This is a genomic window from Methylobacterium sp. Leaf111, from assembly GCF_001423285.1.
Lineage (GTDB): Bacteria > Pseudomonadota > Alphaproteobacteria > Rhizobiales > Beijerinckiaceae > Methylobacterium.
Genome location: NZ_LMNE01000045.1, coordinates 148735 through 164531, shown reverse-complemented (window position 1 = coordinate 164531; position 15797 = coordinate 148735). Strand labels below are relative to the sequence as shown.

At 70.2% G+C, this 15797-nt stretch carries 14 protein-coding genes; 5 read left to right on the top strand and 9 right to left on the bottom strand.

Annotation, left to right across the window (positions count from 1 at the left end; translation table 11 throughout):
* Positions 1-53: 53 nt before the first annotated feature.
* The 6 genes from ASF41_RS17585 to ASF41_RS17560 form a co-directional block, all read right to left on the bottom strand.
* A complete protein-coding gene (locus ASF41_RS17585; RefSeq protein WP_056212182.1) occupies positions 54-350 on the bottom strand; it encodes a hypothetical protein in 297 nt (98 codons plus the stop codon).
* Positions 351-719: 369 nt separating this feature from the next.
* Positions 720-1571 carry an NAD(P)-dependent oxidoreductase gene (locus ASF41_RS17580; protein ID WP_056495444.1) on the bottom strand — a complete coding sequence of 284 codons (852 nt, stop codon included), beginning with the start codon at positions 1569-1571 and terminating at the stop codon, positions 720-722.
* Between the two features lie 113 nt (positions 1572-1684).
* Positions 1685-2887 carry a pyridoxal phosphate-dependent aminotransferase gene (locus ASF41_RS17575; protein WP_056212186.1) on the bottom strand — a complete coding sequence of 401 codons (1203 nt, stop codon included), beginning with the start codon at positions 2885-2887 and terminating at the stop codon, positions 1685-1687.
* A gap of 240 nt (positions 2888-3127) precedes the next feature.
* Positions 3128-4528, bottom strand: a complete 1401-nt coding sequence (gene cysN, locus ASF41_RS17570) for a sulfate adenylyltransferase subunit CysN (RefSeq protein WP_056354885.1) — start codon at positions 4526-4528, stop codon at positions 3128-3130.
* Between the two features lies 1 nt (position 4529).
* Positions 4530-5486: a sulfate adenylyltransferase subunit CysD gene (gene cysD, locus ASF41_RS17565; RefSeq protein ID WP_056212190.1), complete on the bottom strand. Its 957-nt coding sequence runs from the start codon at positions 5484-5486 to the stop codon at positions 4530-4532.
* On the bottom strand, positions 5483-6310 hold the full coding sequence (locus ASF41_RS17560) for a phosphoadenylyl-sulfate reductase (RefSeq protein ID WP_056495441.1): 828 nt from the start codon (positions 6308-6310) through the stop codon (positions 5483-5485). The genes cysD and ASF41_RS17560 overlap by 4 nt, the downstream gene beginning before the upstream one ends.
* 266 nt (positions 6311-6576) lie before the next feature.
* Between ASF41_RS17560 and ASF41_RS17555 the strand changes: the two genes are divergently transcribed.
* The 5 genes from ASF41_RS17555 to ASF41_RS17535 all read left to right on the top strand — a co-directional run bounded on the left by ASF41_RS17555 (position 6577) and on the right by ASF41_RS17535 (position 12085).
* Positions 6577-7083, top strand: a complete 507-nt coding sequence (locus ASF41_RS17555) for an Lrp/AsnC family transcriptional regulator (protein WP_056495438.1) — start codon at positions 6577-6579, stop codon at positions 7081-7083.
* 109 nt (positions 7084-7192) lie between these two features.
* Positions 7193-8968 (top strand): sulfite reductase flavoprotein subunit alpha, encoded by a 1776-nt coding sequence (locus ASF41_RS17550; RefSeq protein ID WP_056495436.1) that lies wholly within the window; start codon positions 7193-7195, stop codon positions 8966-8968.
* A 139-nt stretch (positions 8969-9107) separates the two neighbouring features.
* Positions 9108-10904, top strand: coding sequence for an NADPH-dependent assimilatory sulfite reductase hemoprotein subunit (locus ASF41_RS17545; protein ID WP_082504676.1), 1797 nt, complete (start codon positions 9108-9110; stop codon positions 10902-10904).
* A 217-nt stretch (positions 10905-11121) separates the two neighbouring features.
* The gene (locus ASF41_RS17540) at positions 11122-11319 is read left to right on the top strand and encodes a hypothetical protein (protein ID WP_055956893.1); all 198 of its coding nucleotides are present in this window, start codon (positions 11122-11124) and stop codon (positions 11317-11319) included.
* Positions 11320-11461: 142 nt separating this feature from the next.
* On the top strand, positions 11462-12085 hold the full coding sequence (locus ASF41_RS17535; protein ID WP_056354870.1) for a TetR/AcrR family transcriptional regulator: 624 nt from the start codon (positions 11462-11464) through the stop codon (positions 12083-12085).
* Positions 12086-12089: 4 nt separating this feature from the next.
* Here ASF41_RS17535 and pyrF read toward each other — a convergent pair whose 3' ends face one another.
* From pyrF to ASF41_RS17520, 3 genes are all read right to left on the bottom strand, one after another.
* Entirely contained in the window at positions 12090-12785 is a 696-nt protein-coding gene (gene pyrF / locus ASF41_RS17530) for an orotidine-5'-phosphate decarboxylase (RefSeq protein ID WP_056495433.1), read from the bottom strand.
* Positions 12786-12864: 79 nt separating this feature from the next.
* Positions 12865-13509 (bottom strand): uracil-DNA glycosylase family protein, encoded by a 645-nt coding sequence (locus ASF41_RS17525; RefSeq protein WP_056495430.1) that lies wholly within the window; start codon positions 13507-13509, stop codon positions 12865-12867.
* A gap of 61 nt (positions 13510-13570) precedes the next feature.
* Positions 13571-15790 carry a xanthine dehydrogenase family protein molybdopterin-binding subunit gene (locus tag ASF41_RS17520; RefSeq protein ID WP_056495427.1) on the bottom strand — a complete coding sequence of 740 codons (2220 nt, stop codon included), beginning with the start codon at positions 15788-15790 and terminating at the stop codon, positions 13571-13573.
* Positions 15791-15797: the final 7 nt, after the last annotated feature.

Genomic DNA, 15797 nt, shown 5'->3' with positions numbered 1-15797 from the left:
TCGGGCGTGCGGTTCGTGGCATGGCCGGCTGACGGGTAGTCGGGACTTTGGTCCTAGCGCTTGACGGCCGTCTTCTGCACCTTCGCCTTTTCGGGCGCCGCACCGGCGAAGAGTTCGGAAAGGTGGCGCTGGTCGAGGGTCTTGGCAAAGTCCGCAGCCGGCTCCGCCAGGACGGCAGGCTCTGCGTGCCGCGGCGTGATCGATCCGGTGGTGATCGGGTCGGGAAGCTCCGCCTGAGCGCGGAGCGGAAGGGTCGGCTCGCGCTGCAGGCGCAAGGTCCAGTGAGCGGCGGTGGAGAGCGCAGCGACCGCGAGGATCGCCTTGATGCCGCCCGTCAGGAGGCGTCTCATAGTGGTCTGGCCCGAAACTACGCAGTGGCACACGACCGGTTCCCCGGCCAATCCCTACACTTGCCGAGGATCCTTAACGAACGCGACCGGGATGCAGCCGAAGACCGTCCCGGGATGAGACGGGGCCGATGAGGTGGGCCTTGCGCCAAGGCTGCGGTTCCTGTTCCCCGCGTCCCTGACACGCCTGTCGCCACCCGGCCCACTAGGCCTCACAGGAACCATGCAGAGAACTGGTCCGCACCGCCCCGTCACGACAAGCCCCGCTGCCATGCCAAGCCCGAGAGGGTTCGCGAAACCATCGAGCGCCTCGGCAGCAGGGACCGCCGATGTAGGCGGCGCCGATGGAGCCGGCAACCGGCTTCCCCCGCGTCATGACGGCTGCGACGATCCGCACGCCGCCGCGAAGGCTCGCAGGCGGGCGCTGTCACCCGCCTCGTCCGCGCCGGACAGACGCGCATAGAGGTCGGCCGCGCCGGCGAAGACCTGGCGCCCGGCGGCATCGTCACCGAGGAAATCGGCGATCTCGTGCATCTCGGCGACCCAGCGCTGGGCTTTGGGAAGCATGTCGGGCAGGCCGCGGGCGAAGCGCGCGAGGAGAGCCGGCTCGGTTTCGGCGAGCTCCGCCCGCAGGGCTTCGCCGGCGCCCGCCCGTTCGGCCCCCAGCACCATGAGGGCGGCCAGAGCGGTGAGGCCCTTGTTGATGACCGCATAGGCCATCTTCAGGCCCGAGGCCGCGCCGATACCACCAGTATTCATCCTTAGGTCGACACCGAGGTCGCGAAGAGGTCGCGCGGATTCGGCGGCATCGCCCGACACGTGAAGGCGCGGACCGGGGGTGCCGGGTTTCGGCGGCAGGCCGATGATCGCACCGTCGAGGAAGGCCGCCCCGGTCGGCGCGACGATCCCGGCGATGCGTCGGACCGTCACGACGTTCACCGCGTTGCAATCGACGTAGACGGGCTTGTGCGCCGCAGCCGCGAGGATCGGCGCCAGAGTGATGGCGAGGGCCTCGGCATCGGCCGGCGGGACGATGGAGAGCAGCAGGTCGGCCCGCATCAGGCCGGGCAGGTCGGTGTCGGTCATGCCGGCGGCGAGCGCCCGCGCCCGGGTCCCCGGGCTGCGTCCGTCGAGGACGGTCAGGACTTCGGCGCCGTTCCCGGTCAGGCGCGCTGCGAGCGCGCTCCCCATCGCGCCGGCGGCCAGGATGGCGATCGTCGTCATGGGCACGGACCTCCGAAAACGAGAACGACCGCGCCGCGGCTCTCGGCCGGGGCGCGGTCGTTCCAGGGACGCAAGATCCGGGCGAGGCCCGCGGGCCGCGCCGGACGCCGCCTTCAGCTCAGGGAGCCGCAGAAGCGCTGGATCCGGGTGCAGGCCTCTTCGAGGGCCGCGTTGGAGGTGGCGTAGGAGATGCGCAGGTTGGGGCCGAGGCCGAAGGCCGAGCCGTGGACCGCCGCGACGCCCTCCGCCTGGAGCAGCTCCACCACGAAGTCCTCGTCGGTCGCGATGGTCTTGCCCGCCGGGGTCTTGCGCCCGATGGTCTCGGCGCAGGACGGATAGACGTAGAACGCGCCCTCGGGCGTCGGGCACTTGAGGCCCTTGGTCTGGTTCAGCATCGACACCACGAGGTCGCGGCGGGTGTGGAAGGCCTTGCGGAACTCGGCGAGGTGGGCCTGCGTCCCCTCGAGGGCCGCCACCGCGGCCCATTGCGAGATCGTCGAGGCGCCGGAGGTCTGCTGGCCCTGGACGAAGTCCATCGCCTTGATCAGGTGCTCGGGACCGGCGGCGTAGCCGATGCGCCACCCGGTCATGGCGTAGGCCTTGGAGACGCCGTTCATCGTCAGCGTGCGCTCGTAGAGGCCGGGCTCGATCTGGGCCGGGGTGACGAATTCGAAGTCACCGTAGGTCAGGTGCTCGTACATGTCGTCGGTGAGCACCCAGACCTGCGGGTGGCGCATCAGCACGTCGGTGATCTTCTTCAGCTCGTCGCGGGCATAGGCCGCGCCGGAGGGGTTCGAGGGCGAGTTGAGGATGATCCACTTGGTCTTGGGGGTGATCACCCGCTCCAGCTCCTCGGGCTGCAGCTTGAAGTCATGGGCCATGTCGGTCTCGGCGAAGACCGGGGTGCCGCCGCACAGCACCACCATCTCCGGGTAGGAAACCCAGTACGGACGCGGGATCACCACCTCGTCGCCGGGGTTCAGGGTGGCGAGGAGGGCGTTGTAGATGACGTGCTTGCCGCCGGTGCCGACGATGGTCTGGGACGGCTTGTAGTCGAGCCCGTTCTCGCGCTTGAACTTCTTGGCGATGGCCTCGCGCAGGGGCACGATGCCGGAGACGGGCGGGTACTTGGTCTCGCCGCGCCGGATCGCCTCGATGGCCGCATCCTTGATGTGCTGGGGGGTGTCGAAATCCGGCTCTCCGACGGAGAGGCTGATCACGTCCATGCCCTGCGCTTTCAGCTCGCGCGCCTTCTGCGTCATCGCGATGGTCGCGGACGGCTTCACGCGGGACAAGGCGTCGGCCAGAAAGCCCATGGGTGGTCACTCCCGTCTGTTTTCGAAGGTCGGATCGAGCGGCGCGGACCCTAGTCGCGCCGTCGCGCACGGGCAAGGGAGATGGGCGAGGGAGATGACCCTCGCCGCATCGATCCCTCCTTGCAAACGGCACCGGCGCGCAGCGAACGCAAACCGCCGCGGCTCCGGGAGGAGCCGCGGCGGTGAGGCCGTCGGGGGTGGTCCCGCGGGCCCGGCGCTGCCGGGCCGGGTACGGACCCGTCAGATCCCGCCGAAGACCCAGCGCAGCTTCGACAGGAAGCCGCCGCCGGAGCGCGTCTCGCGCACCTCCGCGGGCTCGTCCTTGACCGGGGTCGCCGCCGCATCGGCCTGGATCAGGCCGAGGGCCGCCGTGTCGGTGGTCTCGCGGTCGATCAGGATGAAGCCGCCGGTGTCGCGGTTGGCCGTATAGGCGTCCACCGCCACCGCCCGGTCGAGGGTCAGGGTCACGTCGGCGATGTCGTTGGCGGTCAGGCGCGCGGCCGGCTCGGGGTTGCCGGTCTCGGGATCGATCCGGGTCCGGATCGTCGTGACGACGGCGTTCACCGTCACGGTCCCGATCTTGGCGAGCAGGGTGGCGCCGGGCAGCAGCTCGGTCTCGGCCGCCCAGAACAGGCGGGCGTCGAGGCTGTCCGTCACCCGCATCGGGGCGTCCGCGGTGACGATCACCGAGCCGCGCGAGGCGTCGATCTCGTCGGCGAGCACCAGGGTCACCGACTGGCCCTCCACCGCATGCGGCAGGTCGCCGTCGGCGGTGACGATGCGGGCGATGGTCGAGGTCCGGCCCGAGGGCTCGACGATGACGGCGTCGCCCGGGGCCACGCGGCCGCTGGCGATCAGACCGGCGAAGCCCCGGAAATCCGAGTTCGGCCGGTTCACCCACTGCACCGCCATGCGGAACGGGGCGGCCTGCTCCTCGACGCGGACCGGGACCTCTTCGAGGTACTGGAGCAGCGGGGTGCCGGTGTACCAGGGTGCGGCGGCGCCCGGCAGCACCACGTTGTCGCCGTTCTTGGCCGAGAGCGGGATCGCCCGGATCTCGCTGAAGCCGAGGGGGCCTGCGAAGGCGTTAAAGGCCGACAGGAGCTCCTCGAACCGGGTCTGCGACCAGCCGACGAGGTCCATCTTGTTCACGGCCAGCGCTACGCGCTTGATCCCCAGCAGGGAGACCAGAAGCGCGTGCCGCCGGGTCTGCCGGGTGAGACCCTGGCGGGCATCCACCAGGATCACGGCCACGTCCGCCGTGGAGGCGCCGGTGGCCATGTTGCGGGTGTACTGCTCGTGGCCGGGGGTGTCCGCCACGATGAAGGAACGCTTGTCGGTGGAGAAGAAGCGGTAGGCGACGTCGATGGTGATGCCCTGCTCGCGCTCGGCCTGGAGGCCGTCCACGAGGAGCGCCAGGTCGATCTCCGCGCCCTGCGTGCCGTGCTTGCGCGAGTCGCGCTGCAGGGCCGTCACCTGGTCGTCGAAGATCTGCTTGGTGTCGTGCAGCAGGCGGCCGATCAGGGTCGACTTGCCGTCGTCGACGGAGCCGCAGGTGATGAAGCGCAGGACTTCCTTGTTCTGGTGGGCGGACAGGAACGCGTCGTAGCCGAAGGCTTCGGGTGACTGGTGGATCGTCATCTTAGAAATAGCCCTCCTGCTTCTTCCGCTCCATGGCGCCCGCACCGTCCTTGTCGATGACCCGGCCCTGGCGCTCCGAGGTGCGGGCGGCCAGGGTCTCGCCGATGATCTCCGGCAGGGTCGCGGCGCCGCTCTCGACGGCACCGGTCAGGGGATAGTCGCCCAGCGTCCGGAAACGGACCGACACCTCCTGGGGCGTCTCGCCGGGGTTCAGCGGCAGCCGGTCGTCGTCGACCATGATGAGCTGGCCCTCGCGCTCCACCACCGGGCGGGGCTTGGCGAAGTAGAGCGGCACGATCGGGATCTGCTCCTGCTCGATGTAGAGCCAGACGTCGAGCTCGGTCCAATTCGAGAGCGGGAACACGCGCAGCGACTCACCGCGCTTCTTGCGCATGTTGTAGAGGTGCCAGGGCTCGGCGCGCTGGCGCTTCGGGTCCCAGCGGTGCTGCGCCGTGCGCAGGGAGACGATGCGCTCCTTGGCGCGCGAGGCCTCCTCGTCGCGCCGCGCGCCGCCGAAGGCCGCATCGAACTTGTGCTTGTCCAGGGCCTGGCGCAGGGCCTGGGTCTTCATCACGTCGGTGTGCACCTCCGAGCCGTGGCTCACCGGACCGATGCCGCGGGCGAGACCGTCCTGGTTGGTGTGCACGATGAGGTCGAGGCCGAGTTCCTTCGCGCGCTGGTCGCGGAAGGCGATCATCTCCTTGAACTTCCAGGTGGTGTCGATGTGCATCAGCGGAAACGGCAGGCGCCCCGGCGCGAAGGCCTTCAGCGCCAGGTGCAGCAGCACCGAGGAATCCTTGCCGATGGAATAGAGCATCACCGGGTTCTCGGTCTCGGCGACCGTCTCCCGCATGATGTGGATGCTCTCGGCCTCCAGGCGCTGGAGGTGGGTGAGCCGGGCGGACCGGCTCGCCCCTTGGGCGGTGGCCGCGTGGGTGGTGAGGGGGGCGGCGCTCATCGGGCCATCTCCAGGGCGTTCGAGGTTCGGGTCGTTTCGAAGGCGGCCGCTTCCTGGCCGGGCGCGACATTCCGTTCGGGCGATCGCTCTTCGGGTGGCTGCTCTTCGGGGGCGTGGACGTGCAAGCCGCATTCCTTCTTGGACGCCTGTTCCCACCACCAGCGGCCGGCGCGCTCGTCCTCGCCGACGCGGATCGCCCGGGTGCAGGGCGCGCAGCCGATGGAGGGGAAGCCGCGATCGTGCAGCACGTTGTAGGGCACGTAATTGTCCGCGACGAAGCGCTCGACGTCGGCGCGGGACCAGTCGGCCAGGGGGTTGATCTTCAGGAGGCCGCGCCCCTCGTCGGCCTCGGCCAGGGGCGTGTCGGCCCGGTTGGCCGACTGCCCGGCCCGCAGGCCCGTGAGCCAGCCGGCGGCCCCTGCGAGGGCCCGGCCCAGGGGCTCGACCTTGCGGAAGCCGCAGCAGGCCTGCCGGGCGGCGACCGAGTGGCGGAACCCGTTGATGCCGGACTCGGCCACGAAGCGCTCCTCGGCCTCGCGCTCGGGTGCATAGGCGCGGATGCGGATGCCATAGGCCGATTCGGTCTCGGTCCAGGTGTCGTAGGTTTCGGGGTAGAGCCGCCCGGTGTCGAGGGTGACGATCTCGGTCCGGCCCTTGTGCATCGCGACCGCGTGCGTGAGCGCCTGGTCCTCGATGCCGAGGCTGGTGGTGAACACGAGCCGGCCCGGCACCGTCGCCTCGATCAAGGCGATCCGGGCCTTCAGGTCGCGGCCCGCCATCGCGGACGCGAGGTCCCGCGCCGCGTGTTCCAGTTGAGAGCTCATGAGAGACTTCGCGATGTACCGTGGTGGAGGTGGCTTGATGGCGAATGTGGCGATGTGACTTGTCTGGCACCTGAAATGTTCGCTATAACGAACGCTGTCAAGGCATGGCGGCCATCGATACCGGGCAACTCCCCGGTGCCGCGCCCCCCTTGCCGAAACGGGCCGCAGGGGCATTCTGTTGCTCGACGAAGGAAATTCCTTCTCATTATGCGGCCACGATGTGCCGACCAGCACGTCGCCGCGTCTCACGAACCCGCGAGGCCAGCTTGGATTCGATCGACCTGAAGATCCTGGCGCTGCTGCAGCAGGACGCCACCCTGTCCATCGCCACCATCGGCGAGAAGGTCGGCCTGTCGCAGACGCCCTGCTGGAAGCGCATCCAGCGGCTGGAGGCGGACGGCGTCATCGATCGGCGCGTCGCCGTGCTCGATCCGGTGAAGCTCGGCCTGGGCCTCACCGTCTTCGTCTCCATCGAGACGGCGGATCACTCGCGCGAATGGCTGGAACGCTTCGCCGAGACCGTCTCGGCCATGCCGGAGGTGCTCGAGTTCTATCGCATGGCCGGCGACGTGGATTACATGCTCCGCGTCGTCGTCGCCGATATGCGCGCCTACGATACGTTCTATAAGCACCTCATCGCGACTCTACCCCTCAAGAACGTGACCTCCCGGTTCGCGATGGAAAAGGTCAAGTCCACCACCGCCCTGCCCCTTCCGGCCCCGCCCGCCAACGGACGCTTCACGCCGACGCTGTCGGTGGCGGCCGGGGAATAAAATTCTCTTTCGCCCTGCACACGCAGGCAGCTCCTTCTACCGTGACGTCGTTCTGTAAAACGGACAACCCCGTTGACAGCCGGCCTCTCAGGACGACATGGCTTCCCACATGGCACGACACGCGATCATTCCCCGCACGGCTCCCTTCGGCGACACCGAACGCGCGAGCCTCGACGCCGTCCTCGGCGCCGCCTCCCCGATTCAGCGGGCCTGGCTCGCGGGCTTCCTCGCCGGCCTCGACGCCAGCGGTGCGCCGCAGGCCGCCACCGTCCCGGCCGCGCCGCCCAAGGCCGCCGAGCCGCTGACCATCCTGTTCGCGAGCGAGTCGGGCAACTCCGAGAAGCTCGCCGGCGACATGGCCAAGCTCGCCCGCAAGAACGGCTTCAAGCCGAAGGTCCTCGACTTCGCCGATCTCGACATCGCCAGCCTCGCCAAGGAGAAGCGCATCGTCGCCATCGCGGCGACCTGGGGCGAAGGCGAGCCGCCGGCCCGGGCCGTGCGCGCCTACAACGAACTGATGGCCGACGGTGCGCCGCGCCTCGACGGCGTGTCCTTCGGCGTGCTGTCCCTCGGCGACACCTCCTACGCGGAGTTCTGCGCCATCGGGAAGGCGCTCGATGCCCGCTTCGAGGCCCTGGGGGGCACCCGGGCCCATGACCGCGCCGACCTCGACCTCGATTTCGAGACGCCGGCCGCCGCCTGGATCAAGGATACCCTCAAGGCACTGGCGCCGCCCCCGAGCGCCGACAACGTCGTGGCGGTGGACTTCGCCGCGCGCGCTGCCGGCGACGAGGACGAGGAGGCCGAGCCGAGCCGCGAGCCCCGGGTCGTGGAGGTCATCGACCACGTCAACCTGAACTCGTCGCGCTCCGACAAGGAGACGATCCACCTCGCCCTCGAATTCGAGGACGGCGCGCCCGCCTACGAGCCCGGCGATTCCCTGGAGATCTATCCGGAGAACGACCCGGCCCTGGTGGACGAGATCCTGGCGGCCACCGGCCTGTCCGGTGACGCGGCCCTGCGCCAGGCCCTGCTGGCCGAGCGCGACATCACCACCCTGTCGGCCACCACCGTCGAGCGCTTCGTCAAGGCGACGGGCCATGCCGAGGCGCAGAAACTCATCGACAGCGGCGAGGCCAAGGCCTGGATCGAGGGGCGCCACCTCATCGACCTCATCCAGAGCTTCCCGACCACGGTCACGGCCGAGCACCTCACCACCATCACCCGGCCCCTGCCGCCGCGGGCCTATTCCATCGCGTCCTCCCGCAAGGAGGTGGGCGACGAGGTCCACCTCGTGATCGCGGCCGTGCGCTACGAGACCCACGGCCGGGCGCGCAGCGGCGTCGCCTCGACCCACGTGGCCGACCGGATCCGCAACGGCGCCAAGCTGCGGGTGAAGCTGAAGCCCAACCGGCACTTCCGCCTGCCGCAGGACCCGGCCACCGACATCATCATGGTCGGCCCCGGCACCGGTGTCGCGCCGTTCCGCGCCTTCGTGCAGGAGCGCCGCGCCGTCGAAGCGCCCGGCCGCTCGTGGCTGTTCTTCGGCGACCGGCACTTCACCCACGACTTCCTGTACCAGCTCGAGTGGCAGGAGGCCCTGGAGGACGGGTCGCTGTCGCAGATCAACGTGGCCTTCTCGCGCGACCAGCCCGAGAAGGTCTACGTGCAGGACCGGATCGCCCAGCACGCCAAGGAGGTCGTCGCCTGGCTCGACGGCGGCGCCAGCTTCTACGTCTGCGGCGATGCCACCCGGATGGCCAAGGACGTGCGCAACGCCGTGGTGAAGGCCTTCCAGGACGTGAAGGCCCTCAGCCCCGCCGAGGCCGAGGCCGCCGTCGCCGCCCTGGAGCGCGCCCACCGCTACCAGCAGGACGTCTACTGAGACCCCTCCCTCCCCCTTGTGGGGAGGGACCAAGGGTGGGGGTGGTGCAGGATCGAGCGCTCGCGGTGCCTCCTGCACCACCCCCACCTCCAACTCCTCCCCACAGGGGGGAGGAGAGTTCCCGAACCGGATGCCCGCCATGGCCGACAAGACCACCACCCGCACCTACGAGACCCCGCCCACCGACCGCCCGATCTCGGAAGCGGAAGCGGCGCGCGCCGCGGGCCTGGCCGCCAACGAACACATCAAGATCGCCAGCGGCTACCTGCGCGGCACCCTGGCGGACGGCCTCCTCAAGCACGCCACCGGCGCCATCTCCGAGGATGACGGTCAGCTCGTGAAGTTCCACGGGATGTACCTGCAGGACGACCGCGACATCCGGGCCGAGCGCACCAAGAAGAAGCTCGAGAAGGCCTACAGCTTCATGATCCGCCTGCGCATCGCCGGCGGCGTCGTCACCCCGAAGCAGTGGCTGGCGCTGGACGAGATCGCCACGACCTATGCGGGCGGGGCGCTCCGGGCGACCACGCGCCAGACCTTCCAGTACCACGGCGTCATCAAGTCGAACCTGAAGCGCACGATGGCGGCCATCGACGCGACGCTCCTCGACACCATCGCGGCCTGCGGCGACGTCAACCGCAACGTGATGGCGGCGACCAACCCGGCCCAGACCGGCGCCCACAAGGCCGCCTACCAGCTCGCCAAGGACATCTCGGACTCGCTCCTGCCCAAGACCAGCGCCTGGCGCGAGATCTGGCTCGACGGCGAGCGCGTGGTCGGCGGCGAGGACGCGGCGGAGATCGAGCCGATCTACGGCAAGACCTACCTGCCCCGGAAGTTCAAGACCGTGGTCGCCGTGCCGCCCTCCAACGAGGTCGACATCTTCGCCCACGATCTCGGCTTCATCGCCATCCTCGACGAGAAGGGTGGGGTGACGGGCTGGAACGTCACGGTGGGCGGCGGCATGGGCATGACCCACGGCGAGACCGACACCTTTCCGCGCACCGCCGACGTGATGTGCTTCGTGGCGCCGGAGGATGCCCTGAAGGTGGCGGAAGCCGTGATGACGGTGCAGCGCGACTGGGGCAACCGCAAGGTCCGCAAGAACGCCCGCCTGAAGTACACCATCGAGCGCTACGGGCTCGCCGCGTTCCGGGCCGAGGTGGAGACGCGCGTCGGCAAGCCGCTCGCCGACCCGAAGCCCTTCGCCTTCACGGCCAACGGCGACCGCTACGGCTGGACCGAGGGCGACGACGGGCGCCACCACCTCACGCTCTACGTCGCCTCGGGCCGGATTAAGGACTACGAGAACGGCCCGCAGCTGCTCACCGGCCTGCGCCGGATCGCCGAGATCCACGAAGGCGACTTCCGCCTCACCGGCAACCAGAACGTCATCATCGCCAACGTGCCGTCCGAGAAGCGGGCGGAGATCGAGGCCCTGGTGGACCAGTACGGCATGCTGAAGGGCGCCAGCGCCCTGCGCCGCAACTCCATGGCCTGCGTCGCCCTGCCGACCTGCGGCCTGGCCCTGGCCGAGAGCGAGCGCTACCTGCCGAGCCTGATGGACGAGCTGGAGGCGAGCCTCGCCTCCCACGGCCTGCAGGACGACGAGATCACCATCCGGATGACCGGCTGCCCCAACGGCTGCGCCCGGCCGTTCATCGCCGAGATCGGCCTCGTCGGCCGCGGGCCCGAGCGCTACCACCTCTATCTCGGGGCGGCCTTCGACGGCTCGCGCCTCGGCAAGCTCTACGCCGAGGATGTCACCGCCTCCGAGATCAAGACCCTCCTCGACCCGCTCTTCGCCGCCTATGCCCGGAACAAGCAGGCCGGCGAACGGTTCGGCGATTACCTGATCCGCGACGGCTACGTGACCCGGACGACCAACGGCCCGGATTTCCACGACAGCACGGGCGCGCTGAAGAGCGCCGCCTGATCCCGGAGCGCCCGGGCTCCGTGACGCCGGGAGGCCATCCCCCCCCGGCCACGGACCCGGCGGCAATCTCCGCAAGACCAGAATAGTTGCGGCGCACCATCGGACAGTGCGGCGCGGGGACGCCCAAAGCTAACGGTCAAGCTCGAACTTCGTTAACCGGGAGCGCAACCGTTCCCGTGCCGGCCCGTTGTCTGATGAGACAGCCGGGGAGGCCCTCATGGCCAAGCATGAGATCTTGAATTTCTTCGAACATCGGCGCGACGGCGCCTGGGTCTGCGTGAAGCCCTTCACGTTGACGACCAAGAGCAGCAGCGTCGACATCCGCCAGGGCATGCGCTTCGACTACGGCAAGCGGATCGGCGGCGTCGATCTGGCCGAGTACCTGGAACAGCTGGGCTCGCAGTTCGGATCCTGATCCGTTCCGATCCGGTTCCAGCCCGAAACTGTCCGGCGCCGCGCGGTGCCGGGCCGCGTCGTGCGTCGGCAGGCCATCGGCGAGGGACGGTAGGGCGCGGCGTGTTTTTGACGCCAGCGTGGCAACAGCCTAGTTAAACGCCATGACCCGTACAGCGGCCCTCGTCCGCGACATCCCCGACGAAGCGGCCCCCACCACGCGCTGCCGCATTCTCGCGACGGCGGAAGAGGCGTTCCGGCTCGTCGGCTACCAGAAGACCACCGTCGCCGACATCGCCAAGACGCTGCGGATGAGCCCGGCCAACGTGTACCGCTTCTTCGAGTCGAAGAAGGCGATCCACGAGGCCGTCATCAAGCGCCTGATGGACGACACGGAGCAGCGGGTGGCCCAGGCCGCCGCCGCGCCGGACCGGACGGCCGCCGCGCGGATCGCCGGGGTCGTCACGGTCATGCATCAGGCCTGTGTCGAGCGTTGCGAAGCGAACCCGCGCCTCCACGAGATGGTGGAAGCGGCCATCACCGAGAGCTGGGACGTCTGCCGCGCCCATGTGGACCAGATCGGCTCGGTCCTGCGCGAACTCGTCCAGGCGGGGGTGGCGGCCGGCGAGTTCGACGTCGCCGATCCGTCGACCGCGGCGGCCTGCATCCATACCGCCGTCATCCGCTACTGCCATCCCGCCCTGGTCAGCCATTACCCGGACGCGGGTGCCCCGCCCCTCGAAGCGATGATCGCCTTCCTGCTGGGAAGCCTGCGCGCCAGGAGCTGAACCCCTATCGCATCTCCGCGACGATGCCCTGCGCCACCACGCGGGGGTCCGCCGCTTGGGTGATGGGACGCCCCACCACGACGTGATCGATCCCGATCCGGCGCGCCTCGCCGGGCGTCATGACGCGCTTCTGGTCGCCCGCCTCGGCGCCCGCCGGCCGGATGCCGGGGGTAACGATGGCGCGGTCCGCCCCGATCCGGGCGCGCACCGCCGGGGCCTCGGCGGCGCTGCAGACGATGCCGTCGATCCCGGCCTCCGCCGCCTGGCCGGCGCGCCGGGCCACGAGATCGGCCACCGGCAGGGCATAGCCCGCCTCCACCGCATCGGCATCGTCGTAGGAGGTCAGCACCGTGACGGCGAGAATCCGGGGGCCGTTCGCACCCCGGCCCCGGATCGCCGCCCGCATGGTCTGCGGATAGGCGTGGACGGTGAGAAAGGTGGCGCCGAGGTCGGTGAGGGCCCGGACCCCTTCCTCCACGGTGTTGCCGATGTCATGGAGCTTGAGGTCGAGGAAGACCTTGTGGCCGGCGGCGGCGAGGCGCGGCACCAGGGCGAGCCCGCCCGCATAGGCCAGCCGGTAGCCGATCTTGTAGAAGGTCGCCGCATCGCCGATCCGGTCGACCAGACGCTCGGCCTCGTCCACGGTGCCCACGTCGAGGGCGACGATCAGGCGGTCGCGCGGGTCCACTAATGCGGTCATGGGGCTCTCCAGTTTCCCCGCGAGCGATCCCGCGCAGGCCCGTTCCTGTCAACGGGCGATCCCGCCGGGGGGAACGCCGTCAACGGGGCGCCATCGCTCGCGACACCTCGGCCTTCAGGACCGGCAGCAGCTCGGCCTCGTACCAGGGATTGGCCTTGAGCCAGCCGCTGTTGCGCCAGGAGGGATGGGGCAGCGGCAGAACCCGCGGCGTGCCGGGGCTCGCCAGGATCTCGCGCCAGCGCCGGACCGTGTCGGTGAGCCCGGCCTTGGAGCGGCCGAGATGCCAAGCCTGCGCGTATTGCCCAATTACCAGGATGAGTTCGAGGTTCGGCAGGCCGGCGAACAGCTCGTCCCGCCAGCGCTCGGCGCATTCCCGGCGCGGGGGTTTGTCGCCCCCCTTCGCGTCGTAGCCGGGAAAGCAGGCCCCCATGGGTACGATGGCAAGGCGGCGCGCGTCGTAGAAGGCCGCTTCGTCGAGGCCAAGCCAGTCCCGCAGGCGGGTGCCCGAGGGATCCATGAAGGGGATGCCGCTCTTGTCGGCTCGGTTGCCGGGCGCCTGGCTCGCGACGCAGAGCCGGGCCGAGGCCAGGCCCTGGACGATGGGGCGCGGCTCCTGCGGCAGGGGCGCGCCGTAGTGCGGCGCATCCCGGCAGATCCGGCAGGCGCGCAGGCGCGCCACGGTGGCGTCGAAGGGCGTCTCGGTGGGCTTGATCTCGGAGAGCATGATGCCCTCCGAGATAGGCGGCGTCGGAGCCGCGGGCGAGAGCCCGTGTCGTCGCGCCGGCTCAGGCCCCCTTCAGGCCGCTGAGGTCGAGGGGCAGCGAGCGCAGGCGCTGGCCGGTGGCGGCGAAGATCGCATTCGAGATCGCCGGGGCGATGACGGGCACGCCGGGCTCGCCGATGCCGGTGGGCGCCGCGGTGGAGGGCACGATGTGGACCTCGACCACCGGCATCTCGCTCATCCGGGTCGGCTCGTAGGCGTCGAAGTTCTTCTCCTGCACCACGCCGTCCTTGAGCGTGATCTTGTTGCGCAGGACCGAGGACAGGGCGAAGCCCACGGCGCCCTCGACCTGGGCGCGGATCACGTCCGGGTTGACCGCGATGCCGACATCCACCGCCGCCACGATGCGGTTCACCTTCACCTTGGCGTCCTCGGCCGTCACGTCCGCCACCATGGCCACGTAGGAGCCGAAGGATTCGTGCGCCGCGACGCCGAGGCCGCGATTCTTGTCTCGATTTTTGTCGGCGCCCTTCTTCGGATCCCAGCCGGCCTTCTCGGCGGCGAGCTTCAGGGTGGCGGAGAGGCGCGGCGCGCCCCCCAGCAGCCCGAGGCGGTAGGCGACGGGATCGGCGCCGGCCGCGTGGGCGAGCTCGTCGATGAACACCTCCATCGCCTGGGCGGTGTGGGTGTGGCCCACCGAGCGCCACCACAGCACCGGCACGCCCTCGCGGGCGTTGTGGACCTCGAAGCGGTAGGCGGGCAGCGCGTAGGGGGTGTCCGAGGCGCCCTCCACCGTGGTCGCGTCGACGCCGTCCTTCACGATCATGGTCTCGAAGGCGGTGCCGATCATGATCGACTTGCCGATGGTCCGGTGCTCCCAGCCCGTGATCCCGCCCTTGGCGTCGAGGCCGGCGCGGAGGCGGTGGACCACCATCGGCCGGTAGAAGCCGCCGGCCATGTCGTCCTCGCGGGTCCAGACGAGGTGGACGGGAGCCTTGCCGCCGGTGGCGCGGACGATGGAGGCGGTCTCGGCGAAGTAGTCGGCGCCCGGGGTCGCGCGCCGGCCGAAGGAGCCGCCGGCCCATTGCGTGTGCAGCCGGACCTTGTCGGTGGTCACCCCGAGCGTGGCCGCCACCACGGCCTGCTCGATCGTCTGGAGCTGGCAGCCGGCGAAGACGTCGTAGGTGCCGTCCGAGGCCTTCTCGATGGTGGCGTTCAGGGGCTCCATCGCCGCGTGGGCGAGGTAGGGGAAGGTGAACTCGGCCTCCAGCACCTTGGCCGAGCCGGCGATCGCGCCGGCGGCGTCGCCCTTCTTGGACGCGACGAGGCCGGGCGTCTCCAGGCGCTTGCGGTGATCAGCCAGGATCGCGTCGGACGAGCGGGTCTCGGCCGCGCTGTCGTCCCAGGTGATCTTGAGCGCCTCGCGGCCCTTCATGGCCGACCAAGTGTCACGCGCCAGCACCGCGACGCCGGTGGGGATCGTGAGCACGTCGACCACGCCCGCCACCGCGCGGGCGGCCTTGTCGTCGACGGTCTTCACGGTGCCGCCGAAGCGGGGCGCATGGGCCACCACCGCGGTCAGCTGCCCGGGGCGGCGGATGTCGAGGGAGTAGATCGCCGTGCCGTCGGTCTTGGCCACCGAATCGGTCCGCGGCACCTTCTTGCCGATGAGGGTGAACTGGCTCGCCTCCTTGAGGCGCGGTTCCTTCGGCACCGGCTGAGCCGCGGCGGCTTCCGCGAGTTCGCCGAACCGGGCCTGCCGGTTCGAGGCCGCGTGGCGCACCGTGCCGGATTCGACCGTGATCTCGGAGGCCGGGACCGTCCAGCGCTCGGCGGCCGCCGCCACCAGCATGGCGCGGGCGGCCGCCCCCGCCTTGCGCAGCTGGACCCAGGAATTGGCGATGGCGGTGGAGCCGCCGGTGCCCTGGACGGGGCCGAAAGCGAAGTTGTTGTAGAGCGTGGCGTCGGCCGGCGCGAAGGTGGTGCGGATGGTGGCCCAGTCCGCATCGAGCTCGTCGGCCAGGATGGTGGCGAGGCCGGTGGTGTTGCCCTGGCCCATGTCGAGGTGCTTGATCACCACCGTCACGGTGTCGTCGGCGGCGATCCGCACGAAGGCGTTCGGCATCGGCGGCAGGGCCGAGAGGTCGGGGCCGGGGGCGGCCTGGGCGAACTTCGCCGGGTCGAGGGTGAAGCCGATGACGAGGGCCCCGGCGGCCACGACGCCTCCGCCCAGGAAGGCGCGGCGGGACGGCACGGGCGGGGCGGCCTGACGGACCTTCAGCATGGGGGGC